A 23,139-nucleotide genomic window follows, 5' to 3' on the forward strand; every position below is an offset into this window, starting at 1 on the left:
AGCGCGGCGTCCTCAACGCGCTGTCGCGCCTGCTTCGGCATACGCCGCTGGTTGTTAACGGCGAGTTCTGACAAGTCCAGATCGACACATTCACTTCCCCACACGATGCGGTCGCACGCGGATGGCTCAGCGCGCTCGTAAAGAGCGTCGACCACATCAAAGATGTCGTCGCGACTCAACAGTCTTATGCGGGCACGCCGAGAATGATCGAATCCCTGAAGGTCAGTGAATTGCTGGATGACGCCTTGCGAATGAATGCCGGGGCGCTGACGCGCCATCGGGTCACAGTCGTGACGAACCTTGCTGATCTGCCTGAACTTCCGCTGGATCGGCATCGCCTACTGCAAATTCTCGTGAACTTGATCAGCAACGCCAAGCATGCGATGAATGGCGCCGTCGGGCAGGATCCATGCATCACGCTAGTTACCAGGCTTGCAAACGTCGAGGGCAGGAGTATCTTAAGCATCGAGGTGGCCGACAACGGCGAGGGAATCCCGCCGGAAAACTTGGAGCGACTCTTCTCGCATGGCTTCACCACGCGCAAGAACGGACACGGCTTCGGTCTGCACAGCTGCGTGATGGCGGCGCAAGAGATGGGCGGGAGCCTGACCGTACGTAGCGCCGGTGTCGGACAGGGCGCGACTTTTACCTTCGAAATTCCGATCGAAACCCAAGGAGTCCGGCGATGAGCCCCCTAGAAAACCGGCGCATCTTGCTGGTCGACGACATGCCCGCCATCCACCAGGACTTCTACAAGATCCTCAGGCCGCAAGCTCAGGAGTGCTCGAAGCTCGACGCCGTCGAGGCCGCGCTGTTTGGCGGCGAGCCGATGACCTCGGTCATTGCGGTCGCATTCGAAGTCGACTCGGCCTACCAGGGGCAGGAAGCCTTGGCCAGGGTGCAGGGATCGCTCGAAGCGGGCAGGCCATACGCATTGGCTTTCGTCGACATGCGCATGCCGCCTGGATGGGACGGTGTCGAGACGATCGAGCGGCTGTGGCAAGTCGACGAGCGGCTCCAGATCGTCGTTTGCACCGCCTATTCCGACACGCCGTGGGATGAGGTGCTGATGAGATTGGAGGTGCGCGACCGGCTGCTGATCCTGAAGAAGCCGTTCGACGCGATCGAGGTGCGCCAGCTTGCTAACTCGCTGACCGCCAAGTGGCAGATGACGCAGGATGCGGCGGGCCAGCGCCTGCTGCTTGAAGAGACGGTGATAGAGCGCACGCGCGAGATTACGCGCGCTATCGAGGCGCTGAAGGAGGAGATCGTCGAGCGCAAGCACCTTCAGGGGCAGTTGCAGCAGTCGGAGAAGCTTGCCTCCATCGGACAGCTCGCTGCCGGCGTCGCGCACGAGATCAACAATCCGATTGGCTACATCTTCTCGAACTTCGGTACCCTGGAGGGGTACCTCGGCAAGCTCTTCGACATGCTGGTTGCGTACGAGAGGGCCGAGCCCAGCGTGGGCATACCCGACGTTGCATCAGGATTGCGAGAATTGCGCGAGCGAATCGAGCTGGAGTTCCTGAAAGAGGACATCCCAGCGCTGATGCGCGAATCCAGGCAAGGCATCGTACGAGTGAGCCAGATCGTTCAGGATCTGAAGGACTTCTCGCGTGTGGATTCGATGCAGGACTTCCAATGGGCGAACCTGCACCAGGGCATAGACTCGACGCTGAACATCGTGGCCAGTGAAATCAAGTACAAGGCCGACGTGATCAAGGAATATGGTGCGATTCCCGATGTCGAGTGCTTGCCGTCGCAGATCAATCAGGTGGTCATGAACCTCCTCGTCAACGCCGCGCACGCCATGGGCGAGCGGCGCGGCTGCATCACCATTCGCACCGGCACCGGCACCGGCGAGGTCTGGCTGGAAGTGGCCGACGACGGCTCGGGCATTCCCCCCGAGACGCTCAAGCGCATCTTCGAACCCTTCTTCACCACCAAGCCGGTCGGCCTGGGCACCGGCCTGGGCTTGTCGGTATCGTATGGCATCGTGAAAAAGCACCGCGGCCATATCGACGTGGAAAGCGCGATCGGCCAGGGAACCACGTTCCGCGTGACGCTGCCAATACACCGGCCATCACCCAAGGACGAACTGGAGCGGACGGACGACTGACCGGGGGTCAGGGCACGAGGCTGGGTTCTGTCGCAGGATCTTGCCCGACACGCGTGAGCCGCGGTGATGAGTTCATCGCTGGGGCGATAGCGCCGTCATCGTTGAAGTGGTGAACGACGGCTTCCAAAGTGAGGACTGAGCCGCTCGTGCGGCCGCCGCTCCGGCGGCATTGATTGATCTCGACCAGCCAGCCTGCCACCGTTGATCTGCGAGGCAATCACGCCTCGCTCTCCGATCACCATCAACGCCACGATCTGCGGCCTGAAGTTCTTCTTCGGGATCACCCTTGGTCGCAGCGAGTTGATGCTCAAGATGCATCTCTTACGCTTTAAGCACCCCGAGCACGCTGCATTCGGTTGGGCCCAGGCAGACAGCTCTGGCAACCTATGGACGCCGGTGACGGCATTGAACGCCGCCGCGAAAACCGAAAGGTCCCGCATGCGATCCCAAGCCGATAACGAATCAGGCCAGCGCACCGATATGCAGAACGCAACTCAACGAGCCTTGCACGCAGCCCATCTGCTGCAAGAGGCGCTCGCTCTGTTGCTCGCCGATTCAACAGCGTTGAAGGAGCACACCATGAAGCGCGCGCCGGACCGGCTTCTTAGACTTCCCGAGGTTGAAAGCCTGACCGGGCTGCGCAGATCCGCGATCTACGAGCAAATGCAGAGAGGCGTTTTCCCGCGATCGGTGAAGGCCGGCCGACGCGCTGCAACATGGCCTGAGAGCGCTGTGCAATCATGGATCGCAGATCGCTTGGACGGGCGCCCCCGCTGATTGAGCAGCTCACCCCTCGTGCGCACAGGCGCCGGCCGAAGTGTCCAACCGAAAGTCGGCACTTAGCATTCGATCAGGCAGCCTTCTTGTCAAGCGCCACCACAACCCCACTGGCCAACTGATCAAGGTAGTCGGCCCACCGCTGCATCATGAGGGTGCGCTGTCTCACATACTGCGTTCGGTTATAGGCTCGGCCGTTGGCATCCTTCACAGCGTGGGCAAGCTGCGCCTCGATCACCAGGGGGTCGACCTCCAGCACTTCGGCCAACAGCGTGCGTGCTGTGGCTCGAAAGCCGTGAACGGTTTGGACCGTCGGGCCGTAGCCCAAGGTCAAAAGCGCTGCGCGAAGCGTGTTGTCACTGATCGGCCGCTCATGACTGCGCTCCCCAGGGAACACCATCACGCCGTGGCCTGTGACGGGATGCAGCGTGCGCAGGATCTCAACAGCCTGCGTTGGCAATGGAACAAGATGCGGGTCACCGTTCTGCTTGCCGTCGATACACCGCTTCATTCGTGCGGCTGGTACCGTCCACAGTGCCCCGTCAAGGTCGATCTCGGCCCATGTCGCTCCACGCAGTTCGTTGGGGCGCTGGAACAGCATCGGCGCGAGTTGCAGGGCGGCCCGCACGATTGCGCCTCCTTGGTAGGCGCGAATCACTCGGATCAGTTCACCGAACTTGCTCGGATCGGTGATGGCCGCGAAGTGGCGCTTCTTATGGGGCGTCAGCGCGCCCTTGAGGTCGGCGGTGATGTCGCGCGAAGTGCGCGCAGTCGACAGCGCGTAGCGCCAAACTACCCTCGCCGTCTGCAACACTCGGCTCGCCACATCCAACGCGCCACGCTCCTCCACGCGGCGCAATGCCGCCAACAGCTCGATTGGCTGAATTTCGCTGATCCGCCGTTCGGCAAAGTACGGAAAGAGGTCCTTTTCGAGGTTGCGCATCTCGCGGATGGCGTAGTGGCTGCTCCACCGAGCCTCATTCTTGCCGTACCACTCCAGTGCCGCCGCCCTGAACGTCTCGCCAACCGCCACGACGCTTTTGAGCTTCGCAAGCTTCCGCACCTGCACCACGTCGATGCCGGCATCCCGGTCACGCTTGGCCTCAGCGCGGGCCAGCCGGACGGCTTTGAGCGAAACGTCGGGGTAGCCAAACGGCCTCCCTTGCCGCCGGCGTAGGTCTTCCAAAACCACCGTTTGGAGCCTGCCGGACTGACCTCGAGATAGAGCCCACCTGCGTCGGTTAGACGGAGGCGCTTCTTGTCAGGCGGGCAAGTGGTGTTCCGGCATTGGAGTTCGGTCAACATGGGCAGCTCCCACGAAGGATGTGGATCGCCGAATGAGAACCGGGGAACAAATCCCAGCTTGCGATGTATGTCCCGCTTTGTTCCCCGAAATGTTCCCCGGTCCATGTCCGGAAGTCAACGGATCGCGCCGGACCCTCTTGGCCGCTGCCCAGCCATTTCCCCAATGAAAAAGGGCGTCCGGAGGATGATTCCGGACGCCCTTGGACGTTATGTTGGTCGGTGTGAAAGGATTCGAACCTTCGACCCCTTGCACCCCATGCAAGTGCGCTACCAGGCTGCGCCACACACCGAAGCCCGCAATTATAGCCGGGCGAATCAGTGCCCCGTGACCAGCAGCTCGCGAATTTCGAACAACTCGCGGCGCAGCTGCTGCCAAGGGCCGGCATCGGAAGTCGTCGCGATCGGCGGCACTGCCGCCGCGAACTGGGTCGCTGCCTCCCACTCTTCGGGATCGATGTCGGTCGCCTCGACGCCATCGATCAAGGCCTCGCCTTCGCCGTTCGACCCGCCGGCCTTGCGACGGTCGCGCTCGGTCTGGGTGAACTCCTGCAGCTTGTTGCGCGCGCCGCTGATCGTGAAGCCCTGGTCGTAGAGCAGATCGCGGATGCGGCGGATCATGAGCACCTCGTGGTGCTGGTAGTAGCGCCGGTTGCCGCGCCGCTTCATCGGACGCAGCTGCGTGAACTCCTGCTCCCAATAACGGAGCACATGCGGCTTCACCCCGCACAACTCGGCGACCTCACCGATGGTGAAGTAGCGTTTGACGGGAATCGGGGGGAGCGTTTTCTCCATTGAAATCAAGATCGTGCGCGCGAAACCTGAGAGGTTACTCCACGCGCACCCGACGCAACAAGCACTTATTCCACACCCACGCGCCACGCGGTCGCATCGGTGGCGTCTTCGCTGCCTTCCGCCTCGTCAACCATGCCGCCCTGGATCTGTTCCTTGAGCTTGGCACTGGCATGGAAGGTCGCGACGCGACGCGCGCCGATCGGGATCGCCTCGCCGGTGCGCGGGTTACGCCCGGGGCGCGGCGCCTTCACGCGGATCTGGAAATTGCCGAAGCCGGAGATCTTGACGTCGGTGCCTTCGATGAGGCTCGTCGACACCAGTTCGAAGAAGGCCTCGACCATGTCCTTGGACTCGCGCTTGTTCAGGCCGATCTGCTCGAACAGCAGTTCGGCCAGGTGGGCCTTGGTGAGCGCGGGCGTTTCGAGGGCTTCGAGCGTGAAATCCATAACGTTCATCCTCTGAGGCGCGCGCCGAAGTCGGCCGCCAGTCGGTCGACGATCGCGCGCACGGCCGGGTCGACCTGCTCGTCGGTCAGCGTGGCGGCATCGTCCTGGAAGCTCAGGCGAACGGCCATGCTCTTCTCGCCCGCGGCGAGGCCGCCAGTCGCGGTGACCATGCCATCACGCGCCGTCTGCGGCCGGTAGATGTCGAACAGCACCACATCGCGCAGCAGGCCGCCGGTCGACGCCAACCCGATGGCCTGCATCAACGCGCCGTGCGTGACGCTTTCGGCCACGACAACGGCGATGTCGCGCTCGACCGCCTGGAACTTCGGGACCGGCTTCGCGACCGGCACCGATCGCGCGGCCAGGGCCTCGAGGTCGAGTTCGAACACGATCGGTGCCTGCGCGAAGTCCCACTTCTGACGCCAGCGCGGATGCAGTTCGCCGACCACGCCGATGACGCGTCCGTCGACCAGCACCCGGGCCGAACGCCCCGGGTGCAGCGCCGGGTGCTCGGCGACCTCGAAGGTCGGCACGCGCGGGGCGAGCAACGCCTCGACATCGCCCTTCACGTCGTAGAAGTCCACGCGCTGCGGCTTGCCGTCCCAGCGCGCCGCCTCGGCGTCGCCCCAGGCCAGGCCGGCCAGGCGCATCGGCTGCGAAATGCCCTTGACGGTGCTGTCGGTGGTCTCGACCGTGTCGTCGCGCAGGAACACGCGGCCCGCCTCGAACACGCGCACACGCGGCGCCTTGCGGTCGAGGTTGAACTTGAGCACCTGCAGCAATGAGCCGATCAGCGACGAGCGCATCACGCTCATTTGGCTGGCGATCGGGTTCAGCAGCTTCACCGGGTTCGCATTGCCGGCGAGGTCTTGTTCCCAGTGCGCTTCGACGAAGCTGAAGTTGATGGTTTCCTGGTAGCCCAGCGCGGCGACGCGATGGCGCACCGCGAAACGGCTGCGTTGCGCTTCGGGCCGCACGCGTGCAGTGATCGGCGCGAGCGGCGCGGTGGTCGGCAGATTGTTATAGCCGATGAGGCGCGCCACCTCTTCGATCAGGTCTTCCTCGATCAGCAGGTCGAAGCGGTGCGGCGCGGGCGTGACGATGACCGTGCCCTCGCCCTCCTCGATCGGCAGGCCCAGCCGGCGCAGCGCATCGACGCATTGCGCCTGTGTGATGGGCATGCCGATCACGCGGGCCGCGCGGGCGACGCGCAGCGTCACCGGTTTGGCTTCGGGCAGGCGCAGCGTCTCGTCGACGATCGGGCCAGCGTCGCCGCCGCAGATGTCGATCACGAGCTGCGTGATTCGTTCGATGATCTGCACCGTGCGGCTCGGGTCCACGCCACGTTCGTAGCGATGGCCGGCATCGGTCGAGAAATTGAAGCGGCGCGAGCGGCCCTGGATCGCTTCGGGCCACCAGAAGGCGGCTTCGACGTAGATGTTCTTCGTGTCGTCCGACACGGCGGTCGCGTCGCCGCCCATGATGCCGGCGAGCGACTCGACCGCCTGTTCATCGGCGATGACTCCGACCTTCTCGTCGACCGTGACGGTGTTGCCATTGAGCAGCTTGAGCTGTTCGCCGGCCTGGCCCCAGCGCACCGTGAGGCCGCCGTGGATCTTGTCGAGATCGAAGATGTGCGACGGCTGGCCGTACTCGAACATCACGTAGTTGGAGATATCGACCAGCGGCGTGACGCTGCGCTGGCCGCAGCGCGCCAGGCGGTCGACCATCCAGGCGGGCGTCTTGGCCGTGGTGGTCACGCCGCGCACGACGCGGCCGGAAAAGCGACCGCAGAGTTCGGGCGCCAGCACCTTCACCGCCACCGTGTCGGCCAGCTTTGCCGTGACGGGCGGAATGGTCGGCGTCTTGAGCGGCGCGCCGGTCAGCGCCGACAGCTCGCGCGCGATGCCGTAGACCGACAGGCCATGCGCCAGGTTCGGCGTCAGCTTGAGCGTGAGCAGCGTGTCGTCGAGTTGGAGCACGTCGCGCACGTCGGCGCCAAGGGGTGCATCCGCCGACAGCTCGAGCAAGCCGCCGTGGTCGTCGCTGAGCTTCAGCTCGCGCGCCGAGCACAGCATGCCCTGGCTCTCCACGCCGCGCAGCTTGCCCAGCTTGATGAGGAAGGGCTTGCCATCGTCGCCGGGTGGCAGTTCAGCACCCACGAGCGCGCACGGCACCTTGATGCCGACGCGCGCATTCGGTGCGCCGCACACGATGTTGAGCAAGGCGCCCTGCCCCACGTCGACCTGGCACACACGCAGGCGATCGGCGTTGGGGTGCTGCACGGCTTCCTTGATCTCGCCGACGACGATGTGGCTGAAAGGCGGTGCGGCGGGGCGGCTCTCTTCGACTTCGAAGCCCCCCATGGTGAGCGTCTCGGCCAGTTCGGCGCTGGACAGCGGCGGGTTGCAGAACTCGCGCAACCAGGACTCGGGGAATTGCATCTCGTTGTTCTCTTGTCTTGAAAGGCGGCGGGTTTACTGGAACTGCGACAGAAAGCGCAGGTCGCCGTCGAAGAACAGCCGCAGGTCGTTCACGCCGTAGCGCAGCATCGTGAGCCGGTCGGGGCCCATGCCGAAGGCGAAGCCGATGTAGCGCTCGGGGTCCAGCCCCATGTTGCGCACGACGTTCGGGTGCACCTGGCCGGAGCCCGCGACCTCGAGCCAGCGGCCGGCCAGCGGGCCGCTCTGGAACTGGATGTCGATCTCGGCGCTGGGCTCGGTGAAGGGGAAGAAGCTCGGTCGGAAGCGCAGCACCAGGTCGTCGCTTTCGAAGAAGGTGCGGCAGAAGTCGGTGAAGACGACCTTCAGGTCCTTGAAGCTGACGTTCTCGCCGAGCCACAGGCCTTCGCACTGGTGGAACATCGGCGAGTGCGTGGCATCGCTGTCGACGCGGTAGGTGCGGCCCGGTGCAATCACGCGGATCTCGGGCGCCTTCGTGGTACCGGTCGTGTCGTTGGCGGCGGCGTCGAACTGCGCCGCGTACTTCTTGATGTGCTGGTGGGCGTAGCGCACCTGCATCGGGCTGGTGTGCGGACGCAGGTTGTACGGAACGCCGTCATCGCCGTTGATGTCGACATAGAAGGTGTCCTGCATCGAACGCGCCGGGTGGTTCGGCGGGTTGTTGAGCGAGGTGAAGCTGTGCCAGTCGCTCTCGATTTCCGGGCCGTCGGCCACATCGAAACCCATGCTGGAGAAGATCGCCTCGATGCGCTCCAGGGTGCGGCTCACCGGATGGAGGCCACCGCCGGCGGGCCGACGCCCCGGCAGCGTCACGTCGAGCGACTCGGCGCGCAGCTGCACCGCCAGTTCTTCATCGGCCAGTTGCTGGCGGCGCTCGGTCAGGGCCGCCTCGATCGCCTGCTTGACCACATTGATCGCCGCGCCGCGCGACTTCTTCTCGTCGACCGGCAACTGGGCCATGCCCTTCATCAGCTCGGTGATGCGGCCGGCCTTGCCGAGAAACAGCGCCTTGGCGTTCTCGAGATCGGCCGGCGCCTTGGCTTGGGCAAAGGCGACCCGTGCGGTGTCGACCAGGGAGTCCAACTCGTTCATGACATTTCTTCGAGGGGAAAATAAAAAAGGGCTGGTGCTTTCTCAAGCGCCAGCCCTTGTGCCGTGGGCGCAGACGGCCGCTCCGAAGAGCGACAGACTGCTGTGCGGGATCAAGCAGCCAGCTTGGCCTTGACCTGCTCCACGATGCCGGCAAAAGCGGCCTTGTCGTGCACGGCGATATCGGCCAGGACCTTGCGGTCGATCTCGATACCGGCCTTGCGGATGCCGTTGGCGAACTGGCTGTAGGTCATGCCCAGTTCGCGGGACGCGGCGTTGATACGCGCGATCCACAACTGACGGAACACGCGCTTCTTGGTGCGGCGGTCACGGTAGGCATATTGACCTGCCTTCATCACCGCCTGTTTGGCGACGCGGAAGACGTTGCCGCGGCGACCGCGGAAACCCTTGGCGAGGGCGAGAACTTTCTTGTGGCGGGCGCGAGCCGTTACACCACGTTTGACGCGAGGCATGTGTTACTCCTGTTCGTCTGAATTAAATGCCCATGCCGGGCAGCATGGCAGCCATCGAAACCATGTTGGTTTCGTGAACCGTCACTGCACCGCGCAGGTGGCGCTTGTTCTTGGTGGTCTTCTTGGTCAGGATGTGACGCTTGAAGGCTTGACCGCGCTTGACGGTGCCACCGGGACGAACGCGGAAACGTTTTTTCGCGCTGCTCTTGGTCTTCATTTTGGGCATGTTCATGCTCCTTTAATTTGTGCTCGTGAGGCGCTGCGGATACTCCACAGACTTGTTGGCCCCGAGACACTTCTTCATCTCGCCCCCGCCTTGCGGCGTGAGCGAAATCCCTTTGAATCTTCTCGTCCGCTCAGGCCGAAGCCGTTGCGGGTGCTGCCGCGGCATCGCCTGCTGGCTTTGCCGCCGCACCAGCCTTCTTACGGCCCGGCGCGATCATCATGATCATCTGGCGACCTTCCAGTTTCGGAAACTGCTCGACAGTGATCAAGTCGGCCAGCTCGTCGCGAATGCGATTGAGCAAAGCCAGCCCCAGCTCCTGGTGCGTGATCTCGCGGCCACGGAAGCGCAGCGTGATCTTGCATTTGTCGCCCTCTTCAAGAAAACGCTTGATGTTGCGCATCTTGATGTTGTAGTCGCCATCGTCGGTACCGGGCCGGAACTTGATTTCCTTGACCTCGATGACCTTCTGCTTCGACTTCGCTTCCGCGGCTTTCTTCTGCTCGTGGTACTTGAACTTCCCGTACTCGATCAGACGGCAGACCGGCGGATTGGCCGCAGCCACCACCTCGACCAGGTCCACGTCGGCCTCACCGGCCAGACGCAGGGCCTCGGAAATACTCATGACACCCAATGGCTCGTTTTCCGGGCCGACCAGGCGGACTTCCGGGGCCATGATTTCCCGGTTCAGGCGGTGTTGGCGTTCCTCGCGGTGGCGGCGGTCGCGAAATGCAGTAGCGATGGTCAGAATCCTTCAATCAATTTGCTACAGAAACTGTAGCTAACACCGTCGAATCCACGCCCACAAAACAGACTTCTCGAGAAAAATCAGCGTTTGTGTTGAATGTCGTCGGCGATCTTTTGCGAGAACGCTTCTACCGACATGGCACCGAGGTCAACATTGCCCCGGGCGCGCACTGCGACGGCACCTGCTTCCTTCTCCTTGTCGCCTACGACAAGGATGTACGGGAGCTTTTGCAACGAATGCTTGCGTATTTTATACGTAATCTTCTCGTTGTGCAGATCGAGCTGAACTCTAAGCCCTTGATTCTGCAGCGTTTTCGCCACTGATGCTGCGTAGTCGGCCTGCCCCTCGCTGATATTGAGCACCGCGACATGCACCGGCGCCAGCCATGCGGGCAACGCGCCGGAGTGGTGTTCGATGAGCATGCCGATGAAGCGCTCGAGGCTGCCGACGATGGCGCGGTGCAGCATCACCGGGTGCGCGCGGCCACTCGTCTCCGTCACGTACTCGCCGCCCAGACGCTCAGCCGTGTTGAAGTCCACCTGCATCGTGCCGCACTGCCACTGACGGCCCAGGGCGTCCTTGAGCGTGTATTCGATCTTGGGGCCGTAGAAGGCACCGTCGCCCGGCGAGATGATGAAGTCCACCCCCGAACGGCGCAGCGCCTCCATGACGGCATGCTCGGCCTTGTCCCACAGTTCGTCCGAGCCCACGCGGTTGTCCGGCCGCGTGGCGACCTTGTAGAGGATCTCCGTGAAGCCGAAGTCGGCGTACACCTTCTGCAGTTGCGCCGTGTAGTTGACGCACTCTTCCAGGATCTGGTCTTCCGTGCAGAAGATGTGCCCGTCGTCCTGCGTGAAGCCGCGCACGCGCATGATGCCGTGGAGCGCGCCGCTCGGCTCGTTGCGGTGGCACTGGCCGAACTCGCCATAGCGCAGCGGCAGGTCGCGGTAGCTGCGCAGGTCGCTCTTGAAGATCAGCACGTGGCCCGGGCAGTTCATCGGCTTGAGCGCGTATTCACGCTTTTCCGACTCCGTCGTGAACATGTTGTCGCGGTAGTTCTGCCAGTGGCCCGTCTTCTCCCACAGGCTCTTGTCGAGAATCTGCGGGCCCTTCACTTCCCAGTAGCCCGTGTCGCGGTAGATGGCGCGCATGTACTGCTCGACGGCCTGCCACACCGCCCAGCCCTTGGGGTGCCAGAACACCACGCCCGGTGCCACCTCGTCGATGTGGAACAGGTCGAGTTCCTTGCCCAGCTTGCGGTGGTCGCGCTTCTCGGCTTCCTCGATGCGCTGGATGTACTGCTCGAGCTGCTTCTTGTCGGCCCAGGCCGTGCCGTAGATGCGCTGCAGCTGCTCGTTCTTGGCATCGCCACGCCAGTAGGCGCCGGCCAGCTTCGTGAGCTTGAAGACCTTCAGGAAACGCGTGTTCGGCACGTGCGGGCCGCGGCACATGTCGACGTATTCCTGGTGGTAGTACAGGCCCATGGCCTGCTCGTCGGGCATGTCCTCGACCAGCCGCAGTTTGTAGTCCTCGCCGCGCGACTTGAACACCTCGATCACCTCGGCACGCGGCGTCATCTTCTTGACGACGTCGTAGTCCTGCGCGATCAGCGCCTTCATGCGCTCCTCGATCGCCGCCATGTCCTCGGGCGTGAAGGGGCGCTCGTAGGAGATGTCGTAGTAAAAGCCTTCGTCGATCACCGGCCCGATCACCATCTTGGCCGTCGGGTACAGCTGCTTGACCGCGTGGCCGACCAGGTGGGCCGTGGAGTGGCGAATGATCTCGAGGCCTTCCTCGTCCTTTGGCGTGATGATCTGGAGCCGGGCGTCGTGGTCGATGATGTCGCTGGCGTCGACGAGCTTGCCGTCGACCTTGCCGGCCACCGTCATCTTGGCAAGGCCGGGGCCGATGGACTGGGCCACGTCGGCCACCGACACCGGGCCGGGGTACTCGCGTCGCGAGTTGTCAGGAAGCGTGATCTGGATCATGGAGAAAACCTCGGACTGAAAAACAAAAAAAGCGCGGGGGACCGCGCTTTGTTCTGGAGACGACTGGCGAACCAGCGTGCGCGGATTACCGGCGCGTTCCTTCGAGGGAAGCGCCGCGGGTAGCACGGGGCGTAGTTCGCGGTGTCATAACCAGATTGCCTTTCTCGCTCTTGTGTGGGTGAGACATGGGTGAGACAGAAGCCTTCGATTCTATCCGCAGCACGGAAAAAAGCCCGGCGCGCGACCGGGCTTGAAGGTGACAGCAGACGAATCTCAGTGGAACTGCTCTTCCTCGGTGGAGCCAGTCAGCGCCGTCACGCTGGACTTGCCACCCTGGATGACGGTGGTCACTTCGTCGAAGTAGCCGGTACCGACTTCCTGCTGGTGCGACACGAAGGTGTAGCCGCGCTCGCGTGCTGCGAACTCGGGCTCCTGCACCTTCTCGACATAGGCCGACATGCCGCGCTGTGCATAGTCCTGCGCCAGATCGAACATGTTGAACCACATCGAGTGGATGCCGGCCAGCGTGATGAACTGGTACTTGTAGCCCATCGCGCCCAGTTCCTTCTGGAACTTGGCGATGGTCGCGTCGTCGAGGTTCTTCTTCCAGTTGAAGGACGGCGAGCAGTTGTAGGCCAGCAGCTTGCCCGGGTGCACCTTGTGCACGGCTTCGGCGAACTTGCGGGCGAACTCGAGGTCGGGCGTGCCCGTCTCGCACCACACCAGGTCGGCATAGTGCGCGTAAGCCACGGCGCGGCTGATGGCCTGGTCCATGCCCTTCTTCGTGCGGTAGAAGCCTTCGGCCGTGCGCTCGCCGGTGATGAAGGGCTTGTCGTTCTCGTCGTAGTCGCTGGTGATCAGGTCGGCGGCCTCGGCATCGGTGCGTGCGATGACCAGCGTCGGCGTGCCGCACACGTCGGCCGCCATGCGCGCGGCGATGAGCTTCTGCACGGCCTCGGTGGTCGGCACCAGCACCTTGCCACCCATGTGACCGCACTTCTTCACCGATGCGAGCTGGTCTTCGAAGTGCACGCCACCGGCACCGGCCTTGATCATGGCCTTCATCAGCTCGAAGGCGTTGAGCACGCCACCGAAGCCTGCTTCGGCGTCCGCCACGATCGGCGCGAAGTAGTCGACGTAACCCGCATCGCCCGGGTTGGTGCCCTTCGACCACTGGATCTCGTCGGCACGGCGGAAGGTGTTGTTGATGCGTTCGACCACCGTCGGCACCGAATCCACCGGGTACAGCGACTGGTCCGGGTACATCGACGCGTAGCTGTTGTTGTCCGCGGCCACCTGCCAGCCCGACAGATAGATCGCCTTGATACCGGCCTTGACTTGCTGCATGGCCTGGCCGCCGGTGAGCGCGCCGAGGCAGTTCACGTAGGGCTCGCTGTGCACGAGGTCCCAGAGCTTCTCTGCACCGCGACGTGCCAGGGTGTGCTCGATGGGGAAGGAGCCGCGCAGCCGCACGACCTCGGCGGCGCTGTAGCCGCGCTTGATGCCCTTCCAGCGCGGGTTCGTGGCCCAGTCTTTCTCGAGGGCGGCGATCTGTTGTTCACGACTGAGTTGTTCGGTGAAGGTCTGCGGCATGGTGACTCCGTTGCGGTTGATTGAATGGGAAGGCGCTGGGCCCTGGCATTCACTGTACGCCGACACCCCTGTCTTATGTCTTATATAAGACATATATTTTCTTCTTGAAAAACAACAACTTAGCCTGATATTTTCTCAATGCAAAAAACGCTTTCTCATATCGAGAAAAAATAGTGCGCCGCAACATCGGCGTATTGCGCATCGTGAAAGGCGTTTCTGGAAATGAAACGCCGACTCAGCGGCGACGCCAATCGCCACCGGTGATCAGGGGCCGACCGGTCAGTCGCTCCGGGTGGATCTCGTAGACCAGGCAGTCCAGCGCCTGACCGGCCACCATCACCGGCACCTCCCGCTTGCGGTACTCGCCCGATCCGTCGGCCTTCACTTCTTCGAGGATGTCGAGCGCGGCCTCGACCGCTGCCGTGATGCGGTACACCTCGCCCACCACACGGCCACCCCTGCCCAGAACGATCCCGGGATAGGCCCCGAGGTCGTACAGACAGCCGTCGATCGACGCCGGGCCGACGAACAGCGGCAGCGGACGGTAGCGCGCGATGTCGTTGCGCTCCCCGCGGCGCAAGGTGCCGTAGACGAACACATGGCGAGTCGCTTCTTCGGGTTGGGGCATCATCGAAATCCAATCTCCAGTATCGATCGCCAGTCTAGTGAGCCCCGCCATCCACGATCCACGCCGCCTCGTCGCCTATGGTTGTCTTGCCCTGAGCATGTCTTTGGTGGGCGCATACGTGGCGCTCTCCAAGCCCCTGGTCGCCGCCTTTCCCGTGCTGTTGCTCGCGTGGCTGCGCTTCGGGATCGCCGCGCTGGCCATGCCGCACTGGCTGCGCCGGCCAGCCGACGAAGCGCCGATGACGGGGCGCACGCGCGGACTCGTGTTTCTCGAGTCCTTCCTCGGCAACTTCATGTTCTCAATCTGCATGCTCTTTGGCGTCAGCCTCACGAGCGCGGTGTCGGCCGGCGTGATCATGGCGTCGATTCCGGCCGTGGTCGCCGTCGCGAGCTGGCTCTTCCTGCGTGAACGCATCGGCTGGCGCGTCGGCATGGCCATCGGCTGCGCCGCAATCGGCATCGGCTTACTGGCACTGACGCCTGCGCATGCGCATGCGCCCGCCGACAGCGCGGCGCCGCGTGCATCGATGCCGTGGCTCGGCAACGTGTTGGTCTTCTGCGCCGTGCTGTGCGAAGCGTCGTATGCCGTCATCGGCAAGTCGCTGACCGGACGACTTGGCCCCAAGCGCATCTCGTCGCTGATCAACCTCTGGGGCTTCGTGCTGTCGACGCCCTGGGGCATCTGGTTCGCGCTGCGTTTCGATTTCGGCGCGGTCAGCGCAGGCATCTGGGCGCTGCTCGTCGTGTACGCGCTGGCCGCGAGCATCTGGACCGTGTGGCTCTGGATGACCGGCCTGCAGCGCGTGCCTGCGGCGCAGGCCGGCGTGTTCACCGTGATGCTGCCGGTGAGCGCTGCAGTCGTGGGCGTCGTGGTGCTCGGAGAAACACTCAGCGTGCCGCAGATCGGTGCCTTCGCAATGGCCCTGGCGGGCGTCGTTCTCGCCACCTGGCCCTCACGCGCATCGACGCCGACGGCGCACTGAGCACGCCACGCGTGCGCCCCGAGCGATGAAAGCACCGCTTTCCCCTCTGAAAAAACAACAGCCCCCAATGAAAAAGTCCCGTTTTCCCTTGGAAACGCGTTTTTTCTCCTTTAGCATGCGCTCTGCCAGTGGAGACGCAGCTTTTCATTGGTGAAATGTCCAACCAAAAAAGGAAATCAACCATGGCAACTGCAAAGAAGGCTCCGGCCAAAAAGGCTCCCGCGAAGAAGGCTGCACCGGCCAAGAAGGCTGCAGCACCTGCGAAGAAGGCTGCTCCGGCCAAGAAGGCTGCACCCGCCAAGAAGGCCGCTCCGGCCAAGAAGGCTCCTGCGAAGAAGGCTGCACCCGCCAAGAAGCGCACGCCCAACGCCGCCTTCATGAAGGCCCTGACCCCCAGCCCGGCACTCGCCGCCGTCGTCGGCTCGACGCCGCTGCCGCGCACCGCTGTGGTCAGCAAGCTGTGGGACTACATCAAGAAGAACAACCTGCAGGACAAGGCCAACAAGCGCAACATCAACGCCGACGCCAAGCTGAAGGAAATCTTCGGCAAGGCCCAGGTCTCGATGTTCGAGCTCGCCGCCCTGATCGGCAAGCACGTCAAGTGAGCCCCCGCGGCGCCTCGTGCGCTGCATCGAAAAAGCCGGCAGCCGCCGGCTTTTTTTTCGCCTGCTTTTGCCTGCGTGACGCGCTGTCTCAGCCCTTGGCCTGCGCGGCCTCGGTGATCGCGCTCAGCGTGCCGCGCGTGGTGATCACTTCGGGGTCGAGCGGAATCTCGATCAGCGTGCCGGTGTCGGCCGCCAGCGCGCGCAACAGCGCCGCTTCGAACTGATCGGTAGCCGTGACCTTCTCCGCCGCGTAGCCATAGGCACGCGCGAGCGCGCAGAAGTCCGGGTTCGTCAGTGCAGTGCCGCTCACGTTCCGCGGGTACTCGCGCTCCTGGTGCATGCGGATGGTGCCGAACATGCCGTTGTTGAGCAGCACGATGATGCTCTTGCCACCATGCTGCGACGCGGTGGCGAGCTCCTGTCCGTTCATCAGGAAATCGCCGTCGCCCGCGATCGTGAAAGCCGTGCGGCCTGTCGTGAGATGGCACGCGATGCCTGCCGGTACGCCGTAGCCCATCGCGCCGCTGGTCGGCGCGAGCTGCGTCTTGTAGCCCTTCGCGAGGCCGTGGTAGCGGAAGAAGCGATGTACCCAGCTTGCGAAGTTGCCAGCGCCGTTGGTGATGGCCGCATCGGCGGGCAGGTGCTTCTGCAGCAGCACCACCACCGCGGCCATGTCGACGGCGCCACGCGGCGCATCGGCCGGCAGCCCCGGCAAAGGCTGCGGTTCAAGGTTCGCGAGGTAGTCGGCGTTCGCTGCAGCGGTCCACGCTTCCCACGGCAACTCCGGCGGCGCGCTCAGCACCTCGAGGCTGCGCGCCGCGGCACTCATGCCGGCGTTGATCGCGAGATCGGCCTGGTACACGCGGTTGAGTTCTTCCGCGCTCGCGTGGATGTGCACCAGCGTCTGCATCGGCTTCGGCGCCTCGAGCAGGGTGTAGCCGTTGGTCGTCATCTCGCCGAGGCGCGGGCCGATGGCGATGATCAGATCGGCCGCCTTCACGCGCGCCGCGAGCTTCGGATTGATCGCGATGCCGACATCGCCGGCGTAGAGCGGGTGGTGGTTGTCGAAGGTGTCCTGGTAGCGGAAGGCGTTGCCGACCGGCAGCCGCCAGTTCTCCGCGAATCGCTGCAACGCCTGGGCCGACTGCGGCGTCCAGCCACCGCCGCCGGCGATCACGAAGGGCCGCTGCGCCTTCATCAGCAACTGACGCAAGGTGCGCAATGCACCCGGGTCGCTCCACGGTTCAACGGCCTCCACACGGGTCAGCGGCCGTGCGCTGGTCATGCTGCGCAGCATGTCCTCGGGCAGCACCAGCACCACCGGACCGGGTCGGCCGTTCATGGCGGTGGCGAAGGCGCGCGCGATGTATTCGGGGATGCGGTCGGCATCGTCGATGCGCTCCACGCGCTTGGCGAAGCCCTTGGTGCTGGGGCCGAAGAAGCTGCCGTAGTCGACCTCCTGGAACGCTTCGCGGTCCCGGAAGTCGCTGCCGACATCGCCGACGAACAGGATCATCGGCGTCGAGTCCTGGAAGGCGGTGTGCACGCCGATCGACGCATTGGTCGCGCCGGGCCCACGCGTCACGAAGCAGATGCCCGGCCGCCCCGTGAGCTTGCCGTGCGCCTCGGCCATGAAGGCGGCACCGCCTTCCTGGCGGTTCACGATGAAGCGGATGCGGTCGCGGTGCGCATGAAAGCCGTCGAGCACGGCGAGGTAGCTCTCGCCCGGCACGCCGAAGGCGCATTCGACGCCCTGGGCCAGCAGGCATTCGACGATCAAGCGGCCGGCATGTTGTGCGCTCATGGTGGATGCGATGCGTGATGAAAAGAAAGCGGAATTATCGTGACGCGCCCCAGGCGTCTGCAGGCCTCGACGCAGGCAGCCACCATAATTCCCTCCCCGGTTAGTCTGAACCCGAACGATGGCCTCTTCCCCTTCGCCCCCGCGCCTGCGCGACGCCGACAAGTCCCAGCTGACCATCCTGACCGCGGCGCTCGATGAGTTCTCGCAGTTCGGCTTCGCGGGCGCACGCGTCGACCGCATCGCCGAGCAGGCCGGCGTGAACAAGCGGCTCATCTACTACTACTTCGGCAACAAGGACGACCTCTTCCTCGCGGTGCTCGAACGCACCTATGCCGACATCCGCGCGGCCGAGCAGGCGCTGCACCTCGACGCCATGGACCCGGTCGAGGCGGTACGCCAGCTGGTTTCCTTCACCTGGCACTACTACCTCGAGCACCCGGAATTCATCACGCTGCTCAACAGCGAGAACCTGCACCAGGCGGTGCATCTGAAGCAGTCCGCGCGTATCCAGGAAATGAATTCGCCGCTGGTGCAGTTGCTGGCCGACGTGCTCGACCGCGGCCGGCAGCAAGGCCTGTTCCGCGACGGCGTCGACCCGATCCAGCTCTACATCTCGATCGCCTCGATCTGCTACTTCTATCTCTCCAACAACGCCACGCTGTCCGCCATCTTCGGCCGTGACCTGAAGGCGCCGAAGGCACTGGCGCAACGCCTGTCGCACATGACGGAGATGGTGCTGGGCTACGTGCTTCGCTGACCCGTGCTTTCCCTAGGTGTCGTTGACACCGCATCGACCGCGCTCCAACAATTCACCGATTGGTGATTTAAACGCGCCGTCGACGGGACGCACGCGTCCCCGGAGACAACGCTCGATGCTTCGCAGGCTTCTTCTGCAACCGGCCTTGCGCCCGTTCTTTCTCATCGTCGTGCTCCTGGTGCTCTGGGACCTCGCCATCCGGCTGTTCAGGATCCCGGCCTACCTCATCCCGCCACCGCTCGAGGTCGTCAAGCAGCTCATCGCCGAGTGGCCGCGCCTCTTGAGCGAGAGCTGGAAGACCACGCTCGCCACGCTCGGCGGCTTCGGGCTCACGATCGTCATCGGCATCCCGATCGCGATGGTCATCGCGTACTCGCGGCTCGTGGAGTCGTACGTCTATCCGCTGCTGGTGTTCTCGCAGAGCATCCCGAAGGTCGCGATCGCGCCGCTGTTCGTTGTGTGGTTCGGCTTTGGCATCTTCCCGAAGGTGATCTCGGCCTTCCTGCTCGGATTCTTCCCGGTCGTCGTCTCCACCGTGATGGGCTTCAAATCGGTCGAACCCGACATGCTCGACCTCGCCCGCTCGATGGGCGCGAGCCGCCTGCAGACCTTCTTCAAGATCAGCCTGCCGCAGGCGCTGCCCGCCATTTTCAGCGGCCTGAAGGTGTCGGTCACGCTGGCCGTCGTCGGCGCCGTGGTGGGCGAATTCGTCGGCTCCAACTCGGGCATCGGCTACGTGCTGCAGGTCGCCAACGGCAACTTCGACCTGCCGCTGATGTTCGCCGCGCTCGTGGTGCTCTCGAGCATCGGCGTGGTCCTCTTCGTCGCCGTCGACCGGGCCGAGCGGCTGATGATTCCCTGGCATGCCTCGCAACGCCAGGTGCAGTGAGTCCCACCCTACTTCATCCAACACAGAGACAACAGGAGACGACACCATGAAGAGACTGCTCCCCACACTGATCGCAGCGGCTGCCACCGCGGTGCTCACGGCCGCGGCACCGGTGCATGCGCAGACCAAGGCGCCCGAGAAGGTCACGCTGATGCTCAACTGGTACCTCTACAGCGAGCACGCGCCCTTCTTCCTCGGCAAGGAGCGCGGCTTCTATGCCGAGGAAGGCATCGACCTCGACATCCAGGAGGGCCGCGGCTCGGCCGTCACGGCGCAGGCCGTTGCCGCCAAGTCGGCGACCTTCGGCTACATCGACGTCACGACCATGATCAAGGCGGCCGCCAAGGGCGCGCCGCTCAAGTCGACGGGCGTGTTGTTCCAGGTAAGCCCGATGTCGGTCATGGGCTTCACCGAGAAGAACATCAGGACGCCGAAAGACATCATCGGAAAGACGGTGGCGACCACGCCGGGCGACTCGATGTCGCAGATGTGGCCGCTCTTCCTGAAGGTCAACGACATCAAGCCCGACCAGGTAAAGATCGTCTCGGGCGACGGCCAGACCAAGCTCAACGCCGTGATGAACGGGCAGGCCGATCTGCTGCTGGGCTACGTGATGGACCAGGCCATCAAGCTGCAGGACGCCACCGGCAAGCCGGTGACGCCGATCCGCTTCGCGGACTCGGGCGTGAACCAGATCAGTTCCGGGATCATCACCAACAAGAATCTGCTGACCGAGAACCCCGACCTGGTCAAGCGCTTCATGCGCGCGTCCACCAAGGCCGCGGAAGCCGCCGAGAAGAGCCCCGAGGCCGCAGTCGACGCGATGCTCAAGGCCAACCCGAAGGCCGGCGTGCGCGAGACGCTCATCGTCGGCATGAAGCAGAGCGTCGCGCTGTACCACACCAAGGAAACCGCCAACCAGCGCCCTTTCCGCGTGAGCATGAAGAACGTGAACGACTCGCTCGACCTGCTGGTGCAGTACGGCGGCATGGACGCGGCCACGCGCGGCAAGCCTGAAGACTACGTGACGCTCGATTTCCTGCCCGCGAACTGACCCTTCCAAGCCCATGTCCGATGTCCTGATCGAAGCCCGCGGCGTCACCAAGGTCTACGCCACCAAGGACGGCCCGGTCGAGTCGCTCAAGCCGCTCGACTTCGCGATCCGCCGGGGCGAGTTCGTCTCGGTCGTGGGACCGTCGGGCTGCGGCAAGAGCACGCTGCTCAAGATGGTGGCGGGGCTGCTGCCGATCACGGGCGGCTCGCTCACGTTGTCGGGCAAGCCGATCCAGGGTCCGCAGAAGGACGTGGGCATCGTGTTCCAGAGCGCGGTGCTGCTGGCCTGGCGCAGCGTGCTCGACAACATCCTGCTGCAGGCCGAAATCCGCCACCTGCCGATGGCCGCCGCACGCGCACGGGCCGCCGAACTGATCGCCATGGCTGGGCTGACAGGCTTCGAGGGCAAGTACCCATGGCAGCTCTCTGGCGGCATGCAGCAGCGCGCGTCGATCTGCCGCGCCCTGCTGCACGACCCGACGGTGCTGCTGATGGACGAGCCCTTCGGCGCGCTCGACGCGATGACACGCGAGAAAATGAACCTCGAGCTGCGCCGCATCTGGGCTGCGTCGGGCAAGACGGTGATGCTCATCACCCACAGCATCCCCGAGGCGGTGTACCTGTCGGACCGCGTCATCGTGATGAGCGAGCGGCCGGGCACCATCGCCGCCGTCTACGACATCGAACTGCCGCGCGAGCGCCCGTTGGACATCATGGGCTCCGCGGCCTTCGGCGAATACGCCAAGACCATCCGCGGGCACTTTTTTTCGCAAGGCATCCTCGACCACTGAACCGTGCGCGTCCCTCGCGCGCTGGAGACAGCACATGGCCCCCGTGGCGCCCCGCTTCCACGTCGACGACCTCCGCTTCACCGAGCGAGCCGTGCGGCTGCGGCTGCCCTTTCGCTTCGGCGCGGTCACGGTCACGGCGTGTCCGCAGGTCTACGTGCGTGCGCGCATCCGTTTCGAGGATGGCCGCACCAGCGAAGGTTGTGCGGCGGAGATGATGATTCCCAAATGGTTCGACAAGGATCCGTCGCTGTCGAACGAACAGAACTTCGAACAGTTGCGCCAGGCGTTGCGCAACGCACGCGAGGCCTACACGACAACCGGTGCGGCGCAGTGCGCATGGGACCATTTCGCCGAGCACTACGAGGACGTCCTGGCGATGGGCTGGCGCCAAGGCCTGGGGCCGCTGGTGGCCAGCTACGGCCCCGCGCTGATCGACCGCGCCGTGCTCGACGCCGTGTGCCTCCACCTGGGCTGCGGCTTCGGCGATGCGATGGCCCGCAACCTCGCCGGCATCGACCTGTCACGCCATGACCTGGCGCCGGACCTGCACGGCTTCGACCTCGACGGCTTCCTGGCACAGCCGCGCGGACGCCCATCGATCGCGGCGCGCCACACCGTCGGCCTGGCCGATGCCATCCGCGATGCGGACCTCGGCGATGCCGACCCGCGCGACGGCTTGCCCGCCTCGCTCGAAGCCGCCATCGCGCGCTACGGCCACCGCCACTTCAAGCTCAAGCTGTCGGGCGACACGCGCGCCGACATCGAGCGCCTGACGCGCATCGCCGATGTGATCGACGCGCAGGCCGCGCTGGTCACGCTGGACGGCAACGAGCAGTACGCGGACGTCGAGGCCTTCTCGCAGTTCCTCGATGCCTTCCTCGCCGCGCCGCAGCTCAAGACGATGGCCGCGAAGACCGCGTTCATCGAGCAGCCCATCCAGCGTGCGCAGGCCCTGGAGCGCAACGTGCGCGCCGCAGCGGCACGCATGCCCCTGCTGGTCGACGAGTCCGACGCCACGCTCGACAGCTTCCTGCAGGCGCGCGCGCTCGGCTACACCGGCGTGTCGAGCAAGAGCTGCAAGGGCTTCTACAAGTCGATCGTCAACGCGGCGCGCTGCGAACAGGCGCGTTCGCGGGGCGAGGCGCTGTTCCTCTCTGGCGAAGACCTCACGATGCAGGCCGGCGTCGGGCTGCAGCAGGACCTGGCGCTCGTCGGCTGGCTGGGTCTCGACCATGTCGAGCGCAATGGCCACCACTACGTCGATGGCATGGCCGCGCTGCCGGTGGACGAGCAACGCGCCTTCGCTGCGCTGCACCCGGCCCTGTACGCCGAGAGCGATGGTGCGGTGCGCCTGCGCATCGTCGACGGGCAGATCGATCTGTCGTCGCTCGGCACGACCGGTTTCGCCACCGGTGAGCGCGGCGCCGGCATCCGCTGGGATGCCATGGGCACGACCTACTGAACATCGCCCGACGCGGCACTGAGTGCTCGGGTAATCCCTGATCCCGACCTTCCGCACGGCAATTGACCGTCGTCGGGCATCGGCCGAAAATTACCCTCAATTCACCAATTGGTGAATTACCAAGTTCACCAGCGCCTACGCGGGTGCGCCCAA

General features: G+C 64.4%; 22 protein-coding genes, 1 tRNA gene and 1 pseudogene. 10 read left to right on the plus strand and 14 right to left on the minus strand.

Annotated elements, in window-relative coordinates; translation table 11 throughout:
• Positions 1–203: 203 nt before the first annotated feature.
• From QTH86_RS09765 to QTH86_RS09775, 3 genes are all read left to right on the plus strand, one after another.
• Complete coding sequence (locus QTH86_RS09765) at positions 204–689, plus strand: sensor histidine kinase (protein ID WP_286644875.1); 486 nt, start codon at positions 204–206, stop codon at positions 687–689.
• The gene (locus tag QTH86_RS09770) at positions 686–2,119 is read left to right on the plus strand and encodes an ATP-binding protein (protein WP_286644874.1); all 1,434 of its coding nucleotides are present in this window, start codon (positions 686–688) and stop codon (positions 2,117–2,119) included. Before QTH86_RS09765 ends, QTH86_RS09770 begins: the two co-directional genes overlap by 4 nt.
• A gap of 201 nt (positions 2,120–2,320) precedes the next feature.
• Positions 2,321–2,896 (plus strand): helix-turn-helix transcriptional regulator, encoded by a 576-nt coding sequence (locus QTH86_RS09775; RefSeq protein ID WP_286644873.1) that lies wholly within the window; start codon positions 2,321–2,323, stop codon positions 2,894–2,896.
• A gap of 73 nt (positions 2,897–2,969) precedes the next feature.
• Here QTH86_RS09775 and QTH86_RS09780 read toward each other — a convergent pair whose 3' ends face one another.
• The 13 genes and pseudogenes from QTH86_RS09780 to QTH86_RS09835 all read right to left on the minus strand — a co-directional run bounded on the left by QTH86_RS09780 (position 2,970) and on the right by QTH86_RS09835 (position 14,643).
• Positions 2,970–4,088: a tyrosine-type recombinase/integrase gene (locus QTH86_RS09780; protein ID WP_353505981.1), complete on the minus strand. Its 1,119-nt coding sequence runs from the start codon at positions 4,086–4,088 to the stop codon at positions 2,970–2,972.
• A 23-nt stretch (positions 4,089–4,111) separates the two neighbouring features.
• A pseudogene (locus tag QTH86_RS27050) lies at positions 4,112–4,306 on the minus strand (hypothetical protein); the annotation flags it as partial.
• A gap of 108 nt (positions 4,307–4,414) precedes the next feature.
• A tRNA-Pro gene (locus tag QTH86_RS09785) sits at positions 4,415–4,491 on the minus strand.
• Between the two features lie 25 nt (positions 4,492–4,516).
• Positions 4,517–4,993: a MerR family transcriptional regulator gene (locus tag QTH86_RS09790; RefSeq protein WP_286644872.1), complete on the minus strand. Its 477-nt coding sequence runs from the start codon at positions 4,991–4,993 to the stop codon at positions 4,517–4,519.
• 65 nt (positions 4,994–5,058) lie between these two features.
• Entirely contained in the window at positions 5,059–5,448 is a 390-nt protein-coding gene (locus QTH86_RS09795) for an integration host factor subunit alpha (protein WP_286644871.1), read from the minus strand.
• Entirely contained in the window at positions 5,445–7,883 is a 2,439-nt protein-coding gene (pheT, locus tag QTH86_RS09800) for a phenylalanine--tRNA ligase subunit beta (RefSeq protein WP_286644870.1), read from the minus strand. Before pheT ends, QTH86_RS09795 begins: the two co-directional genes overlap by 4 nt.
• Positions 7,884–7,916: 33 nt before the next feature.
• Positions 7,917–8,993: a phenylalanine--tRNA ligase subunit alpha gene (gene pheS, locus QTH86_RS09805; protein WP_286644869.1), complete on the minus strand. Its 1,077-nt coding sequence runs from the start codon at positions 8,991–8,993 to the stop codon at positions 7,917–7,919.
• A gap of 110 nt (positions 8,994–9,103) precedes the next feature.
• Positions 9,104–9,463 (minus strand): 50S ribosomal protein L20, encoded by a 360-nt coding sequence (rplT, locus tag QTH86_RS09810; protein ID WP_262077102.1) that lies wholly within the window; start codon positions 9,461–9,463, stop codon positions 9,104–9,106.
• Positions 9,464–9,485: 22 nt separating this feature from the next.
• Entirely contained in the window at positions 9,486–9,689 is a 204-nt protein-coding gene (gene rpmI, locus QTH86_RS09815) for a 50S ribosomal protein L35 (protein ID WP_132733279.1), read from the minus strand.
• 130 nt (positions 9,690–9,819) lie between these two features.
• Complete coding sequence (infC, locus tag QTH86_RS09820) at positions 9,820–10,437, minus strand: translation initiation factor IF-3 (protein ID WP_286646727.1); 618 nt, start codon at positions 10,435–10,437, stop codon at positions 9,820–9,822.
• A 77-nt stretch (positions 10,438–10,514) separates the two neighbouring features.
• Entirely contained in the window at positions 10,515–12,422 is a 1,908-nt protein-coding gene (gene thrS, locus QTH86_RS09825; RefSeq protein ID WP_286644868.1) for a threonine--tRNA ligase, read from the minus strand.
• A gap of 273 nt (positions 12,423–12,695) precedes the next feature.
• Positions 12,696–14,015, minus strand: a complete 1,320-nt coding sequence (gene aceA / locus QTH86_RS09830) for an isocitrate lyase (protein ID WP_262077106.1) — start codon at positions 14,013–14,015, stop codon at positions 12,696–12,698.
• Between the two features lie 235 nt (positions 14,016–14,250).
• Complete coding sequence (locus QTH86_RS09835) at positions 14,251–14,643, minus strand: gamma-glutamylcyclotransferase family protein (protein WP_286644867.1); 393 nt, start codon at positions 14,641–14,643, stop codon at positions 14,251–14,253.
• A gap of 49 nt (positions 14,644–14,692) precedes the next feature.
• Here QTH86_RS09835 and QTH86_RS09840 point away from each other — a divergent pair, with 49 nt between their 5' ends.
• Both QTH86_RS09840 and QTH86_RS09845 read left to right on the plus strand, forming a co-directional pair.
• On the plus strand, positions 14,693–15,625 hold the full coding sequence (locus QTH86_RS09840) for a DMT family transporter (RefSeq protein WP_444813803.1): 933 nt from the start codon (positions 14,693–14,695) through the stop codon (positions 15,623–15,625).
• Positions 15,626–15,807: 182 nt separating this feature from the next.
• Positions 15,808–16,230 (plus strand): SWIB/MDM2 domain-containing protein, encoded by a 423-nt coding sequence (locus tag QTH86_RS09845; RefSeq protein ID WP_262077107.1) that lies wholly within the window; start codon positions 15,808–15,810, stop codon positions 16,228–16,230.
• A gap of 88 nt (positions 16,231–16,318) precedes the next feature.
• Here the strand turns inward: QTH86_RS09845 and QTH86_RS09850 are convergent, their stop codons facing one another.
• The gene (locus tag QTH86_RS09850) at positions 16,319–18,034 is read right to left on the minus strand and encodes a thiamine pyrophosphate-binding protein (protein WP_286644865.1); all 1,716 of its coding nucleotides are present in this window, start codon (positions 18,032–18,034) and stop codon (positions 16,319–16,321) included.
• Between the two features lie 118 nt (positions 18,035–18,152).
• Here QTH86_RS09850 and QTH86_RS09855 point away from each other — a divergent pair, with 118 nt between their 5' ends.
• From QTH86_RS09855 to QTH86_RS09875, 5 genes are all read left to right on the plus strand, one after another.
• Positions 18,153–18,791 carry a TetR/AcrR family transcriptional regulator gene (locus QTH86_RS09855; RefSeq protein ID WP_286644864.1) on the plus strand — a complete coding sequence of 213 codons (639 nt, stop codon included), beginning with the start codon at positions 18,153–18,155 and terminating at the stop codon, positions 18,789–18,791.
• 115 nt (positions 18,792–18,906) lie between these two features.
• Positions 18,907–19,680, plus strand: a complete 774-nt coding sequence (locus QTH86_RS09860) for an ABC transporter permease (protein ID WP_286644863.1) — start codon at positions 18,907–18,909, stop codon at positions 19,678–19,680.
• A gap of 46 nt (positions 19,681–19,726) precedes the next feature.
• A complete protein-coding gene (locus tag QTH86_RS09865; protein WP_286644862.1) occupies positions 19,727–20,734 on the plus strand; it encodes an ABC transporter substrate-binding protein in 1,008 nt (335 codons plus the stop codon).
• Positions 20,735–20,747: 13 nt separating this feature from the next.
• Positions 20,748–21,524, plus strand: a complete 777-nt coding sequence (locus tag QTH86_RS09870) for an ABC transporter ATP-binding protein (protein WP_286644861.1) — start codon at positions 20,748–20,750, stop codon at positions 21,522–21,524.
• A 34-nt stretch (positions 21,525–21,558) separates the two neighbouring features.
• Positions 21,559–22,986 carry an enolase C-terminal domain-like protein gene (locus QTH86_RS09875; RefSeq protein ID WP_286644860.1) on the plus strand — a complete coding sequence of 476 codons (1,428 nt, stop codon included), beginning with the start codon at positions 21,559–21,561 and terminating at the stop codon, positions 22,984–22,986.
• Positions 22,987–23,139 lie beyond the last annotated feature (153 nt).

The organism is Variovorax sp. J2L1-78, from assembly GCF_030317205.1.
Classification (GTDB): domain Bacteria; phylum Pseudomonadota; class Gammaproteobacteria; order Burkholderiales; family Burkholderiaceae_C; genus Variovorax; species Variovorax arabinosiphilus.

Excerpts from the sequence above, each read along its gene's own strand:
- QTH86_RS09765 (WP_286644875.1), top strand. The coding sequence starts at position 204 with ATGATCGAATCCCTGAAGGTCAGTGAATTGCTGGATGACGCCTTGCGA.
- QTH86_RS09770 (WP_286644874.1), top strand. The coding sequence starts at position 686 with ATGAGCCCCCTAGAAAACCGGCGCATCTTGCTGGTCGACGACATGCCC.
- QTH86_RS09790 (WP_286644872.1), bottom strand. The coding sequence starts at position 4,993 with ATGGAGAAAACGCTCCCCCCGATTCCCGTCAAACGCTACTTCACCATC.
- QTH86_RS09795 (WP_286644871.1), bottom strand. The coding sequence starts at position 5,448 with ATGAACGTTATGGATTTCACGCTCGAAGCCCTCGAAACGCCCGCGCTC.
- pheT (WP_286644870.1), bottom strand. The coding sequence starts at position 7,883 with ATGCAATTCCCCGAGTCCTGGTTGCGCGAGTTCTGCAACCCGCCGCTG.
- pheS (WP_286644869.1), bottom strand. The coding sequence starts at position 8,993 with ATGAACGAGTTGGACTCCCTGGTCGACACCGCACGGGTCGCCTTTGCC.
- rplT (WP_262077102.1), bottom strand. The coding sequence starts at position 9,463 with ATGCCTCGCGTCAAACGTGGTGTAACGGCTCGCGCCCGCCACAAGAAA.
- rpmI (WP_132733279.1), bottom strand. The coding sequence starts at position 9,689 with ATGCCCAAAATGAAGACCAAGAGCAGCGCGAAAAAACGTTTCCGCGTT.
- thrS (WP_286644868.1), bottom strand. The coding sequence starts at position 12,422 with ATGATCCAGATCACGCTTCCTGACAACTCGCGACGCGAGTACCCCGGC.
- aceA (WP_262077106.1), bottom strand. The coding sequence starts at position 14,015 with ATGCCGCAGACCTTCACCGAACAACTCAGTCGTGAACAACAGATCGCC.
- QTH86_RS09835 (WP_286644867.1), bottom strand. The coding sequence starts at position 14,643 with ATGCCCCAACCCGAAGAAGCGACTCGCCATGTGTTCGTCTACGGCACC.
- QTH86_RS09845 (WP_262077107.1), top strand. The coding sequence starts at position 15,808 with ATGGCAACTGCAAAGAAGGCTCCGGCCAAAAAGGCTCCCGCGAAGAAG.
- QTH86_RS09850 (WP_286644865.1), bottom strand. The coding sequence starts at position 18,034 with ATGAGCGCACAACATGCCGGCCGCTTGATCGTCGAATGCCTGCTGGCC.
- QTH86_RS09855 (WP_286644864.1), top strand. The coding sequence starts at position 18,153 with ATGGCCTCTTCCCCTTCGCCCCCGCGCCTGCGCGACGCCGACAAGTCC.
- QTH86_RS09860 (WP_286644863.1), top strand. The coding sequence starts at position 18,907 with ATGCTTCGCAGGCTTCTTCTGCAACCGGCCTTGCGCCCGTTCTTTCTC.
- QTH86_RS09865 (WP_286644862.1), top strand. The coding sequence starts at position 19,727 with ATGAAGAGACTGCTCCCCACACTGATCGCAGCGGCTGCCACCGCGGTG.
- QTH86_RS09870 (WP_286644861.1), top strand. The coding sequence starts at position 20,748 with ATGTCCGATGTCCTGATCGAAGCCCGCGGCGTCACCAAGGTCTACGCC.
- QTH86_RS09875 (WP_286644860.1), top strand. The coding sequence starts at position 21,559 with ATGGCCCCCGTGGCGCCCCGCTTCCACGTCGACGACCTCCGCTTCACC.